Below are 18723 nucleotides of genomic sequence, written 5' to 3' on the forward strand. Positions count from 1 at the left end.
CCTGCGTGCGTCACGGCAGTGGCCCGGGCCACCCGGGCAGGAATCCGCTCGCCCGGCCCTCCCACGCCTGTCTACCATCCGACGGTGACCAGCACCCCCTCCCGTACGAGGACACCCCGGCGGCCCGAGGACGGTCCGGAAGAGGTCTGCCCGGTCTCCGGGATCGGGGCACTCGTGGCGGACCCGGACCCCCGTACGCGCCACCGGGGCCTCACCCTGCTCGCCGAGCGGGCGAACGGACCCCTGCTGTCCCGCGCCGAGGAGGCCCGCCTCGCGGGCCTGCTGCCCAGCGCGATCCCGGAGTCGCCGGACGAGTCCCTCCTCCTGGCGAGGCTCCACCAGCGGCTGGGCAGCCACCTCCCGCGCAAGCGACTCGCCCGGTGGCGTGGGGTCCGGATGCCGGAACAGGTGAGGATCGCCTGGCTGACCGCTGAAATCCTCACCCATCCCTCGGTGTTGGAGGAGGAGCACCCCGGTGAACTCCTCTACCAGGCCGTGCGGGGTATCGACGGAGGCAGCGCAGCGCGTCCGGACCGGCTCGTGACTCTGCTCGCCGGGACCGGAGTTCCCTTCCTGCGGCGGGAAGCCGTCAGGCTGATCCGGCAGAGTCTGCGGGCGGGCACTCTCGCGCCCGATCGGGCCCGTGCCCGTCTGTCCGGACTTCTCGACGCCCCCGACGGCACCGACACGCTCGCCGCGTCAGCTGCTCTGGAGGAACTGGCCGAACCCTGGGCGGCGTCGGACCCACTGCCTGCCACATGTCTCGCCCCGTACCTCGCGCCCTCCCGGCCCGCCCCGCTGGCGGTCCAAGCGCTCGCCACGGCGGCACGGCACGGTCACGCCGCGCTGCTGCGGGAAGCGGCGGCCGACACGGCCGTACCACCGGCCGTGCGCCGACGGGCGCTGGAACTCCTCGCCGGTCTGGCGGGACGCAGCGACATCGGCGCTCTCCTCGACCTCGCCACCCGGGATCCGCTGCTCCTCGGCGGACCCCTGATGACCTGTCTCCAAGGGCTCCACCGGAGAGGGCACTTCCCCGGCGCGTCGCACGCCCCGGCCGTCGTCGCTCTCGCGCTGGACGACCACTCCATCGATCCGGTCACCGTCGCGACGATCCTCTACACCGTCCGCCGCACGACCCTGGGCGTCCTCGTCGACGCACCCGCCGACGCCCCGTCCATGCCCCGGAGGCTCGCACTGCTCGTAGCCCTGGCCGCACAGGGCGCGGGGGATCTGCCCGTCGGGCAGGCCATCACCCGCCTCCTCCCGTCCGCCCGGCTGCCCGTGCCCTTCCTCGACGCCCTGCGCGAACTCCGCCACGAGGAGGCGGAGGAGGCGGTGCTCGCCCTCCTGCCCACGGTGCCGGCGGCAGCTCTGCGCACCCTCGAAGCGATCGGCGGGGACCGCACGGTCGAAGCGCTGACCGCGGCACTCGGCCCGGAGACCGACGGAAGCATGATCGCCCCGTGCGAAGGGAGGCCCTGGAACTCCTGTGGCGGCTGAACACCGACCCCGGTCTCCGACGCCATATCCTCGCCCGCGTCGACCCCATGGATCTGCCGCCGGCCGTCGCGGCCGGGCTCGGGGACCCGGACGAGCGGGAGATCGCCCTGCTGACCGCGAGCGCAGAACACGCGGACCCGGCGGCGGGCGTGCGCGCGTTCGCCGCGCTCGGCACCGCGTCGGTCCTGCCCGTCGTCACCGCTCTGCTGTCCCGTGCCGCGGAAGAGGCGGCCACCTCGTGGGAGACGGTCGAAACAGCGCGGGTTCCCGGGCCGGACGCCGCCCGGGAGCCCACCCTTCCCGAGGAAGTCGTCGACGCCGTACGCGGACTGGGAGCCCGGCTGTACGAGCGCCGCGCGATCAGGCCCGTATGCCTGCTCGACGTGGGCGACGCCAGTGAGGCGGGGGACGCGCTGCTGGCCTGGACGATACTCGGCCTGGTGGAGGCCGTAGGCGTGCCCTCACGCCGACGGGCCGTCCTCCTCGAAACGCTGCGGCACGCGCCGTCCGCGCGGATCCGTCACCGGATCCACCGACTGCTGCGCGACCGGGACCCGCAGGTGCGCAAGCAGGTCATCTCGCTCCTGGCCTCCGGCGGCTCGGGCGTGGACGCGCGGACGCTCTCCGCCTCGCTGATCCCCCTGACACGGGCCGACGACATCCGGACCGTCCGGCAGGCTCTGCTGGCCCTCGGCCGCGCGGAAGCCAGCTGGGCCTGCCCGGCGGTCACCGCTCTTCTCGACCACCCCAACATGAACATCAGGAAGACGGCGGCCTCGGTCCTGGAGAGCGCGGGGACACCGGCGGAGGTGCCCGGCCTGCTGCGTGGTCTCGGCCGGCACGACAACCCCGGGCTCCGCGCCGGGATGGTGGCCGCCCTGGGCGCGATCCTCGGTGAGGCGCGCACCGCCACGGTCCTGGCCGCTGCCGTACACCGTCAGGATCCCCGTGAGCGCGCGCTGTTGCTGCGGGCGCTGGACGGCAGTCTGACCGCCCGCACGGTTCTCGCCCTGGCCGATCAGGGTTGGCCCCTCGTCCGGGATCTGCTCGTCCTGATCGCCGACGGGCGGATCCGTCTCGGTGCTGGGCGCATCGCCGACCTCGCGGAGCTTTCGGGCGAGTACGGGATCGCGGTGTCCGCGGGGCACGCGTTCGCAGAGGACGCGGAGGCCTGCGCCGCCGCTCTCGTGGACGTCGGATGGAGTGACCGGACCGCACTCCGTCTCGCGGACGACCCGTCAGCTCTGCGACCTGCCCGTCTGTCGGCGCTTCGGCCGATGCTTCCGGACTGGCTGCGGCTGGCGAGGACGGCGCCGGAAGCCGCCAGGGACAGCGTGCTGGGCCTTCTGCTCCAGCTGTACCCCGCACCCTGGCAGCCCTTCGAGCTCGACCTGTTCGCCGGGTCGGCGCGCACTCTGACACGGTGTCTCGACTGCCGGGAGGAGTACCACCCGGCGCTTCTGCGCCTGCTCGAGGCCGTGGCGCCCCGGCTGCCCGGCACCGAGCGCACCGCCGTCGCCGCCGCGGTACGGGGCATGTCACCCCCGCCCGCCGTGAGAGGGCTGCGGGTACTGAAGGCCTGCGGGGTGGTGCGGGTGCGAGCCGATCTGGACCGCGCCCTCAGGGCCGCGCGGTACGCCCCTGACGCCCGGCAGGCCTGCGCCGAGGTCCTGACTGAGGCATTCGGCTCGCCAGGCCCGCCCGCCGGGGACAGCCGCGCCGAGCCATGGCGGGCCGCGTTGAACTCCGCCCTGGGCGACGTCCGCGCGCTGGAACGACTTCGGTACCACGAGCACCGCCCGCCCGGTTCACGCCGGCGGCTGTCCGCCCTCATGGCCGCCCATCCCGAAGCCGGCAGTGACGAGGTCCGGGACTTCCTCGTCGACTGGATGACGGAACTTCAGCCGCTCGGAGTCCCGCCGTGGAACCTGGGCGAGACGTCCGGCCCCGCCGCGGAGACCGTCCGCACCCCCGGTGCCGACCTCCCGCGCTCCGCCGCGCGGCGTGCGGAGTTGCTGGTGGCGTTGGAGGCATCGGACCGGGCGCGTCGAGAGGCGGCGGCCGGAGAGCTCGCGTCCTGGCCGGAACCGGAGGCGGCACGGGCGGTCCTCGACGCCTACCTCCGGGGGCGCATCGACCGGTCGGGGGAAGGCGCCGTACGGACGCTCGCGACATCCGACCCGGCGGATCTCCGCAGCCCCGGGACCCAGGCGCTGAGGGTCGCCGGCCTCGCACGGCGGCTGGCGCCCTGGGAGCTCGTGGGGTTCGTCCCCCTGCTGCTGGACTGGTGGGAGCACGGCCCGGCGGACCTGCGTACGGAAGCCGGCCACGCTCTGCGCTCGGTGCCCGTGGACGTACTCGCCGAACATCTCGGCGACCGGCTGGACGCGGGTGCCTGGGGATTCCTCGACCTTCTCGCGGGCAGGGGCCCGTACGACTCCCCGCGGATGAGGCGGATCCGCGAGCGCCTGCGGACGGAGGGGCGCCATGACCTCGCGGACACGCTGCTCCCGGGCGGAACACCGGCCCCCGCCTACCTCGCGACCGACTCCGTACCCGCCAGGACGCTGCGGCCGGGACGTGCGGAACTGCTGCGACTGGCGCGTACCGGCGGACCGGAACAGATACGCAGGGCGCTGTCCCGACTTGCGGAGGAGCACGACGGCCGGGAACCCGATCGGGACCCCGCACTGGGGGAGGTGATCGCCGCCCTGCTGACGCACCCCAGGCCGAGGATCAGGCTGCACGCCCACCGGACCTCGCGCGCCATGCTGGACCGGCGCTCCCACCTGGCCCACACCACCACGCTGCTGGACGATCCGCAGCCGGACATCGTGCGCATGGCGATCAGAACGCTCTGCCGCGCGGCCTGGGAGCCCGCCCTTCCCACACTGGTCGCCTTGCTCGAACACAGTCACCCGGCCGTGCGGGAGGAGGCCGCCGAAGGCCTGCTGGGCGTAGGCGACGCGGCGGTTCCCGCACTGCGCCGTGCCGCCGGGCGCGCGCGTCCGGACAGGCGCTCCCGCTACACAGGGGTCCTGGAGCGCATGGCCGGGTGACCGGAGGACAGCGGCGGGCCGAACACGGGTGGACCCTGTGCCGAGCGCTCAACCGGCGCCGTCGCGCGCCGCCACGGCCACCTGGTGCAGGGTGCGTCCGGTGCGGGCGGATCGCGCGTGGTAGGGATCAGGGGTGCCCGGCCGGTCGTGGACGGCCTGACGGTCGTTGGCCTTGATCAGCAGCCAGGCCTCCGGACCTCGGATCCCGTCCTCGTCGTCGATGTGGAACCGGGTGAGGGCGAACTCGCCGTGCAGCTTCGTCCCCTCCAGCCGGAAGGTGGCGTGCCCGTTCTCCAGAGACTCGGCGAAGGGTACGGGTGCCCCTTCGAGGTCATGGCTGGTCGGGCTGTAGGTGCCCTGGTCCCAGACGATCACCGTGCCGCCGCCCTGCTCGTCCTGGGGGATGACGCCCTCGAACTCGCGGTACTCCAGCGGATGGTCGTCGGTCGGCACGGCGAGCCGTTTGTCGCTCGGGTTGTCCGAGGGGCCACGCGGCACCGCCCATGACTTCAGGACGCCGTCGACCTCCAGACGGAAGTCGAAATGCATACGCCGGGCGTCATGGATCTGCACCACGAAACGCAGGGTCCCGCTCTCGCTGTCCATCCCTGATCCTTCCGCCGGTGAGCGGTGGGACGGCGCTGACCCGTCAACGCCCGGACAACGCGTCCAGCCGCTCCCTCACGCGGTGGTACGGGCCGTTCCGGCGATGCCTGACCACCCGACCCGGCCGCCGGTGAGCCGATGTCCCTCCCTCCACTGTGCTGCCGTGGACCGCGTGCCGCACCGCGAGGCCGGGACGGCCGACGGCTTCCCTTCGCACGCGGTCCGTACCAACTCCTTGACGGGGGCACGGGGCCCTGCCTTAAATCAAGTGTTGAAAGAAACGCGTGGGGCAGCTGCGCCAAGCGTTCACCTCTCGACATCCATCTGTCATGTGCATGACCGTCATTTCCCCCCACCGGAAAAGATGTGATGACTGTGCCTTCCCCCCAGGCCGCACCGCACCGCTCCTCGAAGAGGCGCCGCACGACGCTCTACACCGCGCTCTCCCTGCTCTGCTGCTCGGTGGTCATGACCGCACTGCCCGCCGGAGCCTCGGCCGCGTCAGGCCCCCACGCCGACGCGCCGGCCCCCGCCGCCCGGACGATGGCGGTGGCCTTCGAGGACGGCTTCGACGGCCCCGCCGGGTCCGCCGTCGACGGCGGTAAGTGGCTGACCGAGACGGGTGACAACGTCTCCAACCACGAGCGCCAGTACTACACGGCCGGAACCAGCAACGCCGCCCTCGACGGCCAGGGCAACCTCGTCATCACCGCACGCAAGGAGAATCCCGGCAACTATCAGTGCTGGTACGGGACCTGCGAGTACACCTCGTCCCGTCTCAACACGTCCGGCAAGTTCACCGCGACCTACGGTCACGTCGAGAGCCGGATGAAGATCCCGCGCGGGCAGGGCATCTGGCCGGCGTTCTGGATGCTCGGTGCGGACATCGGCAGCGTCGGCTGGCCCAACAGCGGCGAGATCGACATCATGGAGAACGTCGGCTTCGAACCCGGCACCGTCCACGGCACCCTGCACGGCCCCGGCTACTCCGGTTCAGGCGGGATCGGCGCCGCCTACTCCCTTCCGGGAGGGGCGGCCTTCGCCGACGACTTCCACACCTTCGCCGTCGACTGGGCCCCCGACTCGATCACCTGGTCCGTCGACGGGACCGTCTACCAGCGCAGGACCCCCGCCGACCTGGGCGGCAACCCCTGGGTCTTCGACAAGCCGTTCTTCCTCATCCTCAACCTCGCCGTAGGCGGCTACTGGCCGGGCGACCCGGACGGCAGCACCGTCCTTCCGCAGCAGCTAGTCGTGGACTACGTCCGTGTGACGACCGGCGACTGAGGACGTGCGCCCGGTCCCGCGGCGGTGACCGCCGCCGGACCGGGCGGCCCGGCGTAGCATGATCCGCATGGAGCAGCGCACACTCGGCAGGACCGGCCGTGACGTATCGGTCGTGGGGCAGGGAACCTGGCAGCTGGGCGGGGACTGGGGCGAGGTGGAGGAGGCCGACGCCTTCGGTGTCCTCGACGCGGCCGTCGAATCCGGCGTCACCTTCTTCGACACCGCCGACGTCTACGGTGACGGCCGCAGCGAACAGATCATCGGCCGTTATCTGAAGGACCGTCCGGACGCCGATGTGTTCGTCGCCACCAAGATGGGCCGCCGCGCCGAACAGCTGCCGGAGAACTACGTACTGGACAACTTCCGTAGCTGGAACGACCGTTCCCGTACCAACCTCGGCGTCGACATCCTCGACCTCGTGCAGCTCCACTGCCCGCCGGCCTCGGTGCTCTCCTCCGACGCCGTGTACGACGCCCTCGACACGCTCGTCGCCGAGCAGCGGATCGCCGCCTACGCGGTGAGTGTCGAGACGTGCGCGGAAGCGCTGACGGCGATCTCCCGGCCCGGCGTCGCCAGTGTCCAGATCATCCTCAACCCGTTCCGGCTCAAGCCCCTGGACGAGGTCCTTCCCGCAGCCGTGGAGGCCGGGGTCGGAATCATCGCCCGGGTGCCGCTCGCCTCCGGGCTGCTGTCGGGCCGGTACACCGCCGACACGGTCTTCGCGCCCGAGGACCACCGCACGTACAACCGCCACGGCGAGGCGTTCGACCAGGGCGAGACGTTCTCGGGGGTCGACTTCCGCACGGGGGTATCGGCCGCCGCCGAGTTCTCCGGTCTCGTGCCCGAGAACGCCACCCCGGCCCAGACCGCGCTGCGCTGGATCATCCAGCAGCCCGGCGTCACCTCCGTGATCCCCGGTGCGCGTTCGGTCGGCCAGGCACGTGCCAACGCCTCGGCCGCCGCCCTCCCGCCGCTCACGCAGGGCACGCTGGACGCCGTACGTGACCTCTACGACCGCCGGATCCGCGCGGAGGTACACGCGCGCTGGTGAAGCGAGGGGTTCAGTCGTCCCCGTCGCCCTCGGCGGGATCCATCACGGGTGCGGCCGAGGGCGATTCGATGCCGGCGGTCGGGCTGGAACCGGGCTCGGGAGTGTTCGCCGCCCCGGTGTCCGGAGCGAAGATGACCGTGCCGAGGTAGACCGCCGCCAGGAAGGCGACCGTTCCGGCCACCGCGCTCGCCACGCGGGGGCGGCGACGGATGGCTTCCCCCGTACTGAAACGGCGCCCCGCCGCCGGACGCGCGGCGGATCTGGCGGTGCGGGCCGCGGGCGCCGCCCGCCTCCGTCCGGTGGCCTGTGGCAGCCGGTGTCTCGACGCGCCGCCGTCGGGCGGGGAGGCCGGGGCCGGAGCGGACGCCTGGGCGGTTCGCGGCCGGGCGGGCGGAGCGACCGGCGATGTGTGCCGGGGGAGAGGCTCGGGGTGCCCCCGCCAGGCGTCGGTACGGAACCAGTCCGCGACCTGTTGTGCGGTCGGCCGGTCCTCCGGCTGCTTCGCGAGCAGGCCCAACAAGTAGGAGTCGAACGCGGGGGAGATGTCGACGCCCCGTTGCCGGACCGGCACCGGCGGTGTGTCCACGTGCTGGTACAGGGTCGCCGTCGCGGTGTCGGAACGGAACGGCGGCTGTCCGACCAGAAGTTGGTAGATGACGCAGCCGAGTGAGTACATGTCCGAGGCCGAGTCGGCGGTCCGCCCGAGAGCCCGCTCGGGCGCCAGGTACAGGCTGGTGCCCACGATGTGTCCCGCCGTGGTCAGCGCTGTGGCGGGATCGTCCACGAACTGGGCGATACCGAAGTCCCCGATCTTCACGGAGCCGTCGGCGTCGAGCATCAGGTTGCCCGGCTTGATGTCCCGGTGGACGATGCCCTGCCGATGAGCGGCGGCGAGGCCCGCGGCGGCCTGCCCGGCCATGTGGGCGACCTGTTCGGGCAGGACCCGTTCCTGACTCTCCAGTAGATCCCCGAGGCTTCGGCCCTCGACCAGCTCCATCACCAGGAAGAAGCGGTCCTCCCACGCGCCGAAGTCGAACACCGCCACCAGGTGAGGATGGCTCAGTCGCGCGGCCGTCTGCGCCTCCAGGCGGAAGCGCGCGGTGGACGAGGCGTCGGCCTGGTCGCCCAGCAGCAGCTTCACCGCCACGGCGCGCCCCAGCACCTCGTCGGTGGCGCGCCACACTTCGCCCATTCCGCCACGGCCGATGGGGGATATCAGCCGGTACCGCCCAGCAACCAGCACCTGTGCACACCAATCTCGAATCGTGGCCCGCTCCGACTGCCGCGGCGGTGACCCCATCGGACTCATCGCCCCGGTACGGTGCTTCGGGGTGCGCGGCATGATCAGGATATCCGCCCCAGGGACCGCGGTTCGCCCGGCCTTGGCCAGGAACCGCGGATCGGCCCGACCGGTGGGCCGGAAACAGCCGTTCTCAGCCGGTGTTCAGCCAGCTGAGTACCGCCTCGGCGGTGAACTCGGCCTGGCCGCCCGGGAAGAGGAGGTCGGCCTCTCCGAACGCGGCCCGGTCCGAGACTACTTCGGTGTCGGGAATCGCCACACAGCGCATTCCTGCCGCGCGGGCGGCCTTCACGCCCGGTACCGCGTCCTCCAGCACCACGCAGGAATCCGGTGCCACCCCCAGTCGCCGGGCGGCCTCCAGGAACACGTCCGGTGCCGGCTTGCCGTGGGCGACTTCTTCGGCGGAAACGAGGACGGGCAGGTAGTCCCTCAGCCCCGTGACCGCGAGCGTGGCCTCGATGGCGGCTCCGGACGAGCCGGAGGCCACCGCCATCGGGACCCCCTGCCCGTGCAGACGTTCCACGAGGGCCCGCATCTCGGGGAAGGCGGCGGTGGAACTGCCGGCGAGCTCCAGGTAGAGGGCGTTCTTGCCGGCCAGCAGCTCCTCGACCGGCGCCTCGATCCCGTACTCCTCGCGCAGGACGGTGAGCGTCTCGCGCGTGCCGATACCGATGAAGCGGGTGTGGTTCGCCCAGCTGAAGTCATGTACACCGTGACGGGCGAGAAGCCGGCGCCCGGCCTCGTAGTAGTTCGGCTCGCTGTCGATGAGCGTGCCGTCGAGGTCGAAGATGACCGCCGGGGCCGGGAGCTGCTGGATCCTCATGGCTCCCAGCATGCCCGAGGGCGCTCAGCCGGAGCCGCTCGCTGTCCGCCCCACCGCCTCGACCAGGGGCAGGACGCGGTGGGCCACGCGCTCGCGCAGAGCCACCTCGGTCCGGGTCCTCACCACGCCGGGAAGCTGGATCAGCCGCTGGATCACGTCCTCGAGATGACCGTTGTCACGGGCCACCACCCGCGTCAGCAGATCGCCGCCCCCTGTGGTGGAGAACGCCTCGATGATCTCCGGCACGGCCGAGAGCGCGTCACCCACCTCGTCCAGATGCCCCTGGGTGACCTCGAGGTGGACGAACGCGAGCACCGGGTGGCCGAGCGCGGCCGGGGAGAGGGAAGGACCCGTACCCGTGATCACCCCGTCCCGCTCCAGACGGTCCAGCCTGGCCTGGAGCGTGCCGCGCGCGATGCCCAGGACACGTGCGTACTCGCGCACGCTGGTGCGCGGCTGCTCGATGAGCAGCCGGAGGATGCGGGTGTCGAGGGTGTCCACCGCCATGTCCGGCTGTTCTCCTCCTGGCTCGGGGACCGGTCGCCCGACTGTACCCAGGGCGCCGCGGCAGGGCGCGGGGAGCGGTCCGCGCCCGGCCGGCCGTGGCGCGGGCCGGGCCGGGGAGCTGGTGCCCGTCGCTCAGACCGCCGACCAGCCGTTGTCGACGGGGAGGATCGCCCCGTTGATGTTGCCGGCCGCGGCCGACGCGAGGAAGACGATCGCGGCCGCCTGCTCCTCCGCCTGCGCGGGCTTGCCGACGTTGCCCATGTAGGGGGCGAGGGCGGCGGGGCCATGGGCCTCGCGGTCCGCCTCGACCCGGATGTTGGTGACGGTGCCGCCCGGCGCGATGGCGTTGGTGCGGATGCCCTTGTCGCGGTACATGACGGCCAGCGACTTGGTCAGGCCGGCGATGCCGTGCTTCGACGCGGTGTACGCGGCGCCCGCCGCGCTGCCCCTCAGGGACGCCTCGGACGCGGTGAAGACGATCGCGCCGCGGCCGGCCTCGAGCATGTGCGGAAGCGCGGCCCGCGTCAGGCGGAAGGGGGCGGTGAGGTTGATGCCGATGACACGCTCCCACTCGTCGTCGCCCGTGTCGGCGGCCGCCGACATGCTGTCCATGATCCCGGCGTTGTTGACGAGAACGTCTATCCCGCCGAACTCCCGGACCGCGGTCGCCACGACCTGGTCGACGACCGCCTGCTCCCGCAGATCCCCGACCGCCGTGACCGCGGTTCCACCCGCCTTCTCCACCTCCGCGGCCGCAGCCTGCGCCGAGGCGCCGTCGACATCGGCGATCACCAGGCGGGCTCCCTCCTTCGCGAACAGCAGGGCCGTGGCCCGTCCGATGCCGGATCCGGCTCCGGTGACGATGACGCTGCGGCCGCTTCCGCTGGTGGTGACGCTCACGTGATGCTCCTCGTGTCCGTGGGTGGAGCAGCAGGCTATCTTTATTGGCATTGAGCGCCAAAATGGCGGAGTGCGACAGAAAAGAACTGGCTACGATGGCCGCAGCTCTAGAGGGAGGTTGCCGGTTCATGGACGCCGCGCACGTCGGAGGGGGGCTGGGCCCCATGGCGGGCGGTGGCGGCGCCCGGCTCGGGCGCCCGCCGCTGACCGAACGCCGCAAGGCCGCGACGCGGCTGGAGATCGCCCGTGAAGCCGTGCGTCTCTTCGCCGCCCATGGAGTGGCCGCGACGACCGCCGAGGAGATCGCCTCGGCCGCGGGGATCTCCCAGCGGACCCTCTGGCGCTACACCTCGTCCAAGGAACTCTGCGTCCGCCCTCTCCTGACGTACGCCCTCGACTTCGTGACCGCGCTCATGAGGTCGTGGCCGCACGACAGGCCACTGGTGGAAGCCGTCCTCGGTGACGCCTCCTCGCTCCCGGGCTCCGGCACCGACCCCGACGCCCTGCGCGACCTGGTGCGGCTCACCCTGACCGAACCGGGACTGCGGGCCGTGTGGCTCCAGGTCCACCACGACGCGGAGCTGGTGTTCGCGGAGGTCGTCGCCGAGCGGATGGGGCTGTCCCCCGAAGACCTCGCCCCGCGGGTGCACGCGACCGTCCTCAACGGTGTCCTGCGCGTAGCCGTGGAGCAGTGGGCGGGGGGAGCGGACCCGCAGGCGTCCGAACTGCCCCGGACCCTCGCCCGCGCCCTGGAGATCGCCCGGCCCGGCCTGCCCGGCTGACTGCGGCGGAACGTACTCGGAACCGGTCGCTCCGGCACGTGTCCGGCCGCCCGTACCGTCGTTGACCAGGCATGAACCTCCGGTCGCTGTCCCTCGCGCTCCTCGCTCTGCTGAGTACGGCCGGCTGTGTGTCCGTGCAGCCCGAGACGGTGAGGCCCGCCGCCCCGGTGTCCGGCCCGCGCTCCGGCGACGAGCCCGTGAGGGCGTCCGGCCCGCCGGTCGCGCCCCCGGCGGTCCATGACTCCCTCGGCAGGTCCGAGGAGCGGCCGGTGCGCGGCGAGAAGCGCGGTCGCGAGGAGAGGGAGCGTGCTGACAGGCCGGCCAGGCAGGCCGGCGAGGCCGTCCTGCCCGCTCGCCGTGAGGTCGAAGGCGTGCCTCGTCTCCGGATGCCCCGGCAGCCGGAGCCGCGCCGCATCGGCACCCCTCGGGCCGCCCTGCCGCGGCCCCCGCACGACATGGGCTCCGTCTGCGCGACGGGCCGGGGAGTCGCTTCGACCGACATCGTCGATCTGTGCCGGACCACGTACGGCCGCTGAGCGTGGCAGAAGGCGGGTCGTGTCGAACCCGCGTAGGCGCGTGGGGAATCTCCCCGCGCGGCCCTGGCCGGCGCGGGACCCATCGAGCGGTGCGACAACGGTCCGACCGTGCCGAGCCTGGTCCGTTGGCTCTGCCACGGCGGAGCATGCCGAGGTGAGACTGTGCCATTGGACCAGGGGAAACGGATCGGGTTGAACCAACAGTGGGCCTGATGCTGAAATGAAGAGGTCAATGGCGCTGCGGATCCCTCCGGGATCTCTGTAGCGCCTTTCTCATGTCCAGGCCGGCCCATGCGTGAAAGGTGCTAGGTAACTTGCTGAAGAGGGCGTTCGTCGCACCCGACCCGGGGCGGATTCGGCTCCGGTTCGCTTCGCGTGCCGTGCTCGGCATCGGTCTCGCCGTCACGCTGTGCGGGGCGGTGGGCCACTCCCTGGAGGCGGCCATCGCCGGCGGCCTGGCCGCGCTGCTCGCCCTGTTCACGGTCACGGATCCGACGGTGCGCGGGCAGGCGGTCACGACCGCGCTCCTCCCCGTCGTCGGCCTGCCGGTGCTCACGCTCGCCGCCCTCCTGCACGACGCCCCCGCCGCGCGCGACCTGGCATTCCTCGCCGTCGTGGGCGCCGGGGTCTACGCACGGCGTTGGGGGCCGCGCGGGCACTCGCTGGGGGTGTTCGGGTTCATGGCGTACTTCTCGGCCCAGTTCCTGCACACCGTGCCGGATCAGCTGCCCGAACTGTACGCGGCCGTGCTGCTGTCCGTCGCCGCGTCGGCGGTGGTGCGGTTCGGGGTGTGGTGCTACGAACGGCGGATCACGGTTCCCGCGCCCGCCGCGCTGCCCGACGCAGCGACAGGTCTGGCACGGATCACGACGCGGCAGGCGGTGCAGGCGACCGCGGGTGCCGCCTTCGCCCTCGCGGCAGGACAGGTGCTGTCCGACCAGCGCTGGTACTGGGCGGTCGGCGCGACCTGGTGGGTGTTCGTCGCCACGACCTCGCGCGGCGAGACCGTCGTACGGGGATTCCGGCGCTTCCTGGGCACGGTCCTCGGGATCGGCCTGGGCTTCGCCCTCGCCGTGCCGTTGCACCACCAGCCGGTCGTCGTCGCGGTGGTCGTGGCGTTGAGCCTGTTCGGGATCTTCTACACCGCCGCGGTCTCCTACACCTGGATGATGCTGGCCGTCACCGTCATGGCCAGCATGCTGTATGGGCTGCTCGGCGTGCTCGACACCGGACTTCTGCTGCTGCGGGCGACCGAGACGGCGGTGGGGGCGCTGGGCGCCGTGCTGGCGGTTCTGCTAGTCCTTCCCGTGACCACGCACTCGGTGACCGAGGCGTGGGTGGAGCGGGCGCTGCGGTGCGTACACACCTGCACGGCGGAGGCCGCCGCCCGCCTCGCCGGGAGCGAGGACGCCGACCCGCCTCGGCGCGTGGCCGAGCTGGAGGCGATCCTGGGCCGGGTGCGGCTGTCGCTCGCGCCGCTGGTGCACCCGCTCAACCCCCTCAGGGCCCGCAAGCGCCGGGCTCGGCAGGTACTCCTGCTCCTCGACGACTGCGCACGCGAGGTGCGCGGCCTGGCTTCCGTCGCCGCCGATCCGGAGGCCTCCCACGACATCCGGCTCGCCGCTGCCTGCTGGCGGGTGGAAACCGCCGTGGAGGCACTCACCGAAGCGGCGCCTGCCTCCGTGCGCCATCCGCGCCTCGACGAGACGAAGGTCGCGGACCCGACGGGGGCCGAACACGTGCTCGCCCACCTCCACGCACTGGAGCGCGCCCTGCTCGATCTCGCCGTCCCCCTGCGCAGGCCCGGCCGGATAGCCGCCGGGGCCTGAGCCCGGTCTCCCACGCGGGCCGAGCGCCGGACACGAGGTGTGCCGTCCCAAGGCCTCAGCCGGCCCGGAAGTCGGGCCCTCGGCCACCGCCGGCCCGGTGCGCCGTCACGGTCCGGGCCGCGACCGCCTGCCTGCTACCGTCGGCCGGGAAGATCGTGACGGACGCGAAGAGGGGTAGCGCGATGGGCGCCGACCACGCACAGCGGGCATTCATAGGGTCGTTCACCTCGGCGGGCGGGCGAGGGATCATCGTCGCCGCGGTCGACAGGGACACCGGGGAGCCCACCGCGCTCGCGGCCACCGATTCCGTGGCCGACCCCTCGTTCCTCGCGGTCGGCCGGGCGAACGGCACCACCGTGCTGTACGCGGTGAGCGAGACCTCCCCGGGCGCCGCGGCGGCCTTCACCCTCGACGACGACGGCACTCCGCGTCCCCACGGAGAGGTGCGGCCGGTCGGCGGGAGCGGTCCCACCCACCTCGCCGTCACAGAAGGCCATCTGCTCACCGCCAACTACGGGTCCGGCAGCGTCACCGCCCTGCCCCTGGGGGGGGACGGGGCCCCGGGCTCGGCGAGCGACGTGCTGATCCACGAGGGCAGCGGCCCCGACGAGAGCCGACAGTCGGCCCCGCACGCCCACCAGGTCCTCGCCGATCCGTCCGGGGCGTGGCTGCTGAGCGTGGACCTCGGCACGGACTCCGTGCGCGTCTGCGCCCTCGACGCCGGGACCGGAAGCCTGCGGCTGCACACGGAGACGGCGCTGCGCCCCGGGACCGGGCCGCGCCACCTCGCCTTTCATCCGTCCGGGCGTCACCTCTACGTCCTGAACGAGCTGGAACCGACCGTCACCGTGTGCCGCTGGGACGCCGTCGCCGGGCGGGTCGAGCCCCTCGGGGAGACGCCGGTGCTCCCGGAGGGGAACGACGGGGGCGCCGCCGTGCGTACGTACCCGTCCGAGGTGGTGGTCTCGCACGACGGCCGGTTCCTGTGGACCGCGAACCGCGGGCACGACAGCATCTCGGTGCTGACGCTCGACGAGTCGGGCGAGAAGGCCGTCCTGGTGGCGGCGGTCGGCTGCGGTGGCCGCTGGCCCCGTGACCTGACCCTCGACCCCTCGGGGCAGTGGCTGTACGCCGCCAACGAGCACTCCGGGAACGTCAGCTGGTTCGCGGTGGACGCGGAAACGGGCATTCCCGCGCACGCGGGCTCATTCGAGGCCCCGGCCGCCTCCTGCGTGATCTTCGCCTGACGAGCACGCCGCAGCGCGCTCGTCACCCACGCACGGAGGCGCGGACCGGCTCTCCGGTCCGCGCCTCCCCGCGTACGGGTACGGGTCAGTGCGCCTGTGCGCCCTGAGGCGTCGCCGGGGTGATCCCCAGCGCCGTCGCGTAGAGCGACAGCACCAGCTTGCCGATGGCCGGATACGCGCCCAGGGGCTCGGCCGTCGCGCAGCCGGCCTCCTTCGCCGCCGCTTCCAGCAGCTCCGCACTGATCTCGGGACCCACCAGGTACGGCGCCAGGGCGAGCTGCGCGGAGCCGGAGTTCTGCAGCTGCTCCGCGATCGACGCGATCGAACCGTCCACGTCCAGGGCCGCGGCCATCACCGGCACCGCGAGACGGGCGGCCAGCAGCATGCCCGTGATCCCGGCGGCCTGCACGGCCTCCTCGCCGCCCACCGTCGCCAGGATGATGCCGTCCGCGGCCGTCGCCACGGTGAACAGCCGCGCGCGGTCGGCGCGTGCCAGACCGGCCTCCGAGAGCCGTACGTGCAGGGCTTCGGCCAGCAGCGGGTGCGGCCCGAGCACGTCGGTCAGCTCCGCCTGGGTGCCACTGTCCATCATGGCCTGCCGTATGCGCCTGATCAGGGCGCTGTCCGGACCCGCGAGGAGCGGGACCACGACGGCGGACGGGCCCGAGGGCTCGGCCACCTCACGGCCGGCGGCGATCGCCTGTTCGTAGCGCGCCGTCCGCTCCGCGGCGGTGTGCGTGAGCACGGAGGCGAGCGTCGGGTACTCGGCGTCGTCGCCGTCGAGGTAGCCGATACGGGCGTTCAGGCCGGGCAGCTCGGAACGCGCGATGCTGATGACTTCCTCGGCCAGGCTGCGCGAGGCGGGGGAAGGGGTGCCCGGAAGGGCGAGAACGAGCGCGGCGGCGCCCTCAGGTGCGACCACGGGCTCCGGGCGGCGGTGCCGTCCGGACTGGCGAGGTCGCGGCATTCGTACTGGCAGGCCGGAAGCGGGCCCAGTGGGGGTGCTCATGGCGCCGCATGCTACTGGTTTCGAGTACCTCTCTGTTCGGGGAGGGGGCGGTCAGGCGTTATCTGTCCGTATATGTCTGTTGGGTGACGGGGGAGGTGACTGACCTGCCCTCTCCGGGCGGACGGCGTGCGAATCGCGCACCTCGCTCCGTGAGGCACTCGGCGGTCCTTGGTCAGGTTCCCCCTGGACAATCCGGTACGAACAAGAGTGTGGGGTGGGGTGGTAGGCGCAGCCCGGGCCCCGCGAGAGCCCTGGCGATCTCCAGTGCGCCGTGCAGCGGATCCCCCGCGGCCGGGACCAACCGCCCCTGGGGTGCCTGCTCTGCCAGTTCCTCGCGCAACGGGCCGAGCAGAGGCTCGCCCATACGGAAGAGCCCTCCGGTGAGGGCGATCTCGCAGTTTCCCGCGTGAGAGGGGCCGGGGCACACGGCGGCAGTCGCCTCCGCGATGTGGGCCGCCGCCTCGTACAGGATCCTTGCCGCCACCGGATCATCCGCGGCGCACGCCGCGACCTCCGGGGCGAAGGAGGCGAGGAGCGCGGGACGGTCGGTACGCGGATAGAGCAGGCCGGGGAGACCGGCCGCCGACCCGAACACCGCTTCGAGTCGAGCCAGCAGCGCAGGTGATCCGCCACGTCTGCCGTCATGGGCCCGCATCGCCGCGTCGAGCCCCGCCCGGCCGATCCACGCACCGCCGCCGCTGTCGCCGAGGAGATGTCCCCAGCCGTCCGCCCTGCGCCACTCACTCAGATCGGTCCCCAGTGCGATCATCCCGGTGCCGCCCGCCACGACCGCTCCGGGCCGCTGGCCCAGCGCACCCGTGTACGCCGTGACGGCATCGGCGGCCAGGGCCACCCGCCGCACGCCCAGCGCGCCGGTGAGCGCGGTGGGGAGTTCGGCGCGCAACCGGTCGCCGAGGGTCGCCATTCCGGCCGCGCCGACGGCGGCGGCGGTGATGACCGCGCTCGGTCCCGCCCGCTCCAGGAGGCGGTGAACCGCCGGGAGCAACAGCTCCAGCATGTGGCCGGCGTCGATTCCCGCCGGTCCCGTCCGCACCGGCGTGCCGCAGACCTCCGTGTCGGCCGGCTGCCGTCCGTCCTCGGCGCCCAGGCCCACTCTCAGTCCCGAGCCGCCCGAGTCCACCCCGAGGACGAACGCCTGCGGACCACCGTGCACGTTCGAGAAGCCTTCCGCGTCCGGGGAGCCGTTCACGGCAACCGCCGTGCGACGTGGAGCTGTCGGACCGTCTCGGTCTCCGGGGACCGCGCCTGCTGCGGCGACCTCATGCAAGGGCTCCGAGGGGTGGGGGAGTGACGACGACGCGCAGCCTATGCTCCCGTCCGATGTCCGTACAGGGCCGGATGATCACACGACCGGTGTAGGCCGGTAGGGTGAGGACCGTGGCAGCGCGACCGTTGAGTGAACTTGTGGAGCCCGGCTGGGCCAAGGCGTTGGAACCCGTGGCGGACAGGGTCGCGGCGATGGGCGACTTCCTCCGCGCCGAGATCGGGGCGGGCCGGACCTACCTGCCGGCGGGGAAGAACGTTCTGCGCGCCTTCCAGCAGCCCTTCGACGACGTACGCGTCCTGATCGTGGGTCAGGACCCCTATCCGACCCCGGGTATGGCCATCGGGCTCAGCTTCGCGGTCGCCCCGGACGTGCGGCGGCTTCCCGGCAGCCTGGAGAACATCTTCCGAGAACTGCACACCGACCTCGGCCACCCCAGGCCCTCCAACGGAGACCTGACCCCGTGGACACGCCAGGGTGTGCTCCTGCTCAACCGCGCGCTGACCACGGCCCCGGGCAAGCCCGCCGCCCATCGCGGGAAAGGCTGGGAGGAAGTGACCGAGCAGGCGATCCGAGCCCTGGTCGCCCGCGGCAAGCCGATGGTCTCGGTGCTCTGGGGACGCGACGCGCGCAATCTCCGCCCGCTGCTGGGTGAACTGCCCGCGGTCGAGTCGGCGCATCCCTCGCCCATGTCCGCGGACCGGGGCTTCTTCGGATCGCGGCCCTTCAGCCGGGTGAACGACCACCTGGTCCGCGGCGGGGAGCAGCCCGTGGACTGGCGTCTGCCCTGAGCCGCCGGGTTCCCGGTCGCATCCGCTCGCCGCTCGTCCGGAACACCCGGGGCGACCTCCGCATGGGCGGTTCGGTACGGGGAAGACGCCTTTCGACCCGAGTTCCGGTGACTGCCCCCGCACCACCGTGAGCACCCGGCCCCACCGGCACCCCCCCAGCCGGCGGGGCCGGTTTGCGTCCGGGGCGAGCAGGCGTCCGTCCGGGTGG

The 18723-nt window shown here is 72.8% G+C and carries 16 protein-coding genes; 9 read left to right on the forward strand and 7 right to left on the reverse strand.

What is annotated here, in order from left to right:
- Positions 1–84 precede the first annotated feature (84 nt).
- On the forward strand, positions 85–1503 hold the full coding sequence (locus ACGFNN_RS06060) for a hypothetical protein (RefSeq protein WP_393553410.1): 1419 nt from the start codon (positions 85–87) through the stop codon (positions 1501–1503).
- Entirely contained in the window at positions 1467–4562 is a 3096-nt protein-coding gene (locus ACGFNN_RS06065; protein ID WP_393553412.1) for a HEAT repeat domain-containing protein, read from the forward strand. The genes ACGFNN_RS06060 and ACGFNN_RS06065 overlap by 37 nt, the downstream gene beginning before the upstream one ends.
- Positions 4563–4610: 48 nt before the next feature.
- Here the strand turns inward: ACGFNN_RS06065 and ACGFNN_RS06070 are convergent, their stop codons facing one another.
- The gene (locus tag ACGFNN_RS06070; protein ID WP_393553414.1) at positions 4611–5168 is read right to left on the reverse strand and encodes a DNA polymerase ligase N-terminal domain-containing protein; all 558 of its coding nucleotides are present in this window, start codon (positions 5166–5168) and stop codon (positions 4611–4613) included.
- A gap of 369 nt (positions 5169–5537) precedes the next feature.
- Here ACGFNN_RS06070 and ACGFNN_RS06075 point away from each other — a divergent pair, with 369 nt between their 5' ends.
- Both ACGFNN_RS06075 and ACGFNN_RS06080 read left to right on the forward strand, forming a co-directional pair.
- Positions 5538–6455 (forward strand): family 16 glycosylhydrolase, encoded by a 918-nt coding sequence (locus tag ACGFNN_RS06075; RefSeq protein ID WP_393553416.1) that lies wholly within the window; start codon positions 5538–5540, stop codon positions 6453–6455.
- 58 nt (positions 6456–6513) lie between these two features.
- The gene (locus tag ACGFNN_RS06080) at positions 6514–7506 is read left to right on the forward strand and encodes an aldo/keto reductase (RefSeq protein WP_393553417.1); all 993 of its coding nucleotides are present in this window, start codon (positions 6514–6516) and stop codon (positions 7504–7506) included.
- A 10-nt stretch (positions 7507–7516) separates the two neighbouring features.
- Here ACGFNN_RS06080 and ACGFNN_RS06085 read toward each other — a convergent pair whose 3' ends face one another.
- From ACGFNN_RS06085 to ACGFNN_RS06100, 4 genes are all read right to left on the reverse strand, one after another.
- On the reverse strand, positions 7517–8698 hold the full coding sequence (locus ACGFNN_RS06085; protein WP_393553419.1) for a serine/threonine-protein kinase: 1182 nt from the start codon (positions 8696–8698) through the stop codon (positions 7517–7519).
- A gap of 241 nt (positions 8699–8939) precedes the next feature.
- Positions 8940–9629 carry an HAD family hydrolase gene (locus ACGFNN_RS06090; RefSeq protein WP_393553421.1) on the reverse strand — a complete coding sequence of 230 codons (690 nt, stop codon included), beginning with the start codon at positions 9627–9629 and terminating at the stop codon, positions 8940–8942.
- Positions 9630–9653: 24 nt separating this feature from the next.
- Positions 9654–10136 carry an Lrp/AsnC family transcriptional regulator gene (locus ACGFNN_RS06095; RefSeq protein ID WP_393553423.1) on the reverse strand — a complete coding sequence of 161 codons (483 nt, stop codon included), beginning with the start codon at positions 10134–10136 and terminating at the stop codon, positions 9654–9656.
- Positions 10137–10268: 132 nt separating this feature from the next.
- Positions 10269–11036 (reverse strand): SDR family NAD(P)-dependent oxidoreductase, encoded by a 768-nt coding sequence (locus tag ACGFNN_RS06100; protein ID WP_393553425.1) that lies wholly within the window; start codon positions 11034–11036, stop codon positions 10269–10271.
- Positions 11037–11164: 128 nt separating this feature from the next.
- On the opposite strand from ACGFNN_RS06100, the gene ACGFNN_RS06105 reads away from it, so the two are divergent.
- The 4 genes from ACGFNN_RS06105 to ACGFNN_RS06120 all read left to right on the forward strand — a co-directional run bounded on the left by ACGFNN_RS06105 (position 11165) and on the right by ACGFNN_RS06120 (position 15430).
- Positions 11165–11818, forward strand: a complete 654-nt coding sequence (locus tag ACGFNN_RS06105) for a TetR/AcrR family transcriptional regulator (protein ID WP_393553427.1) — start codon at positions 11165–11167, stop codon at positions 11816–11818.
- A gap of 71 nt (positions 11819–11889) precedes the next feature.
- Entirely contained in the window at positions 11890–12354 is a 465-nt protein-coding gene (locus ACGFNN_RS06110) for a hypothetical protein (protein ID WP_393553429.1), read from the forward strand.
- A gap of 314 nt (positions 12355–12668) precedes the next feature.
- Complete coding sequence (locus tag ACGFNN_RS06115) at positions 12669–14183, forward strand: FUSC family protein (RefSeq protein WP_393553430.1); 1515 nt, start codon at positions 12669–12671, stop codon at positions 14181–14183.
- Between the two features lie 182 nt (positions 14184–14365).
- Positions 14366–15430 (forward strand): lactonase family protein, encoded by a 1065-nt coding sequence (locus tag ACGFNN_RS06120; protein ID WP_393553432.1) that lies wholly within the window; start codon positions 14366–14368, stop codon positions 15428–15430.
- A gap of 85 nt (positions 15431–15515) precedes the next feature.
- On the opposite strand, the gene ACGFNN_RS06125 is transcribed toward ACGFNN_RS06120, so the two are convergent.
- Positions 15516–16439, reverse strand: a complete 924-nt coding sequence (locus ACGFNN_RS06125) for a hypothetical protein (RefSeq protein ID WP_362543131.1) — start codon at positions 16437–16439, stop codon at positions 15516–15518.
- Between the two features lie 172 nt (positions 16440–16611).
- On the reverse strand, positions 16612–17649 hold the full coding sequence (locus ACGFNN_RS06130; RefSeq protein ID WP_393553434.1) for an N-acetylglucosamine kinase: 1038 nt from the start codon (positions 17647–17649) through the stop codon (positions 16612–16614).
- A gap of 188 nt (positions 17650–17837) precedes the next feature.
- Between ACGFNN_RS06130 and ACGFNN_RS06135 the strand changes: the two genes are divergently transcribed.
- Positions 17838–18515, forward strand: coding sequence for a uracil-DNA glycosylase (locus ACGFNN_RS06135; protein WP_362543137.1), 678 nt, complete (start codon positions 17838–17840; stop codon positions 18513–18515).
- Positions 18516–18723: the final 208 nt, after the last annotated feature.

This window comes from Streptomyces sp. NPDC048590 (genome assembly GCF_043199535.1).
Lineage (GTDB): Bacteria > Actinomycetota > Actinomycetes > Streptomycetales > Streptomycetaceae > Streptomyces.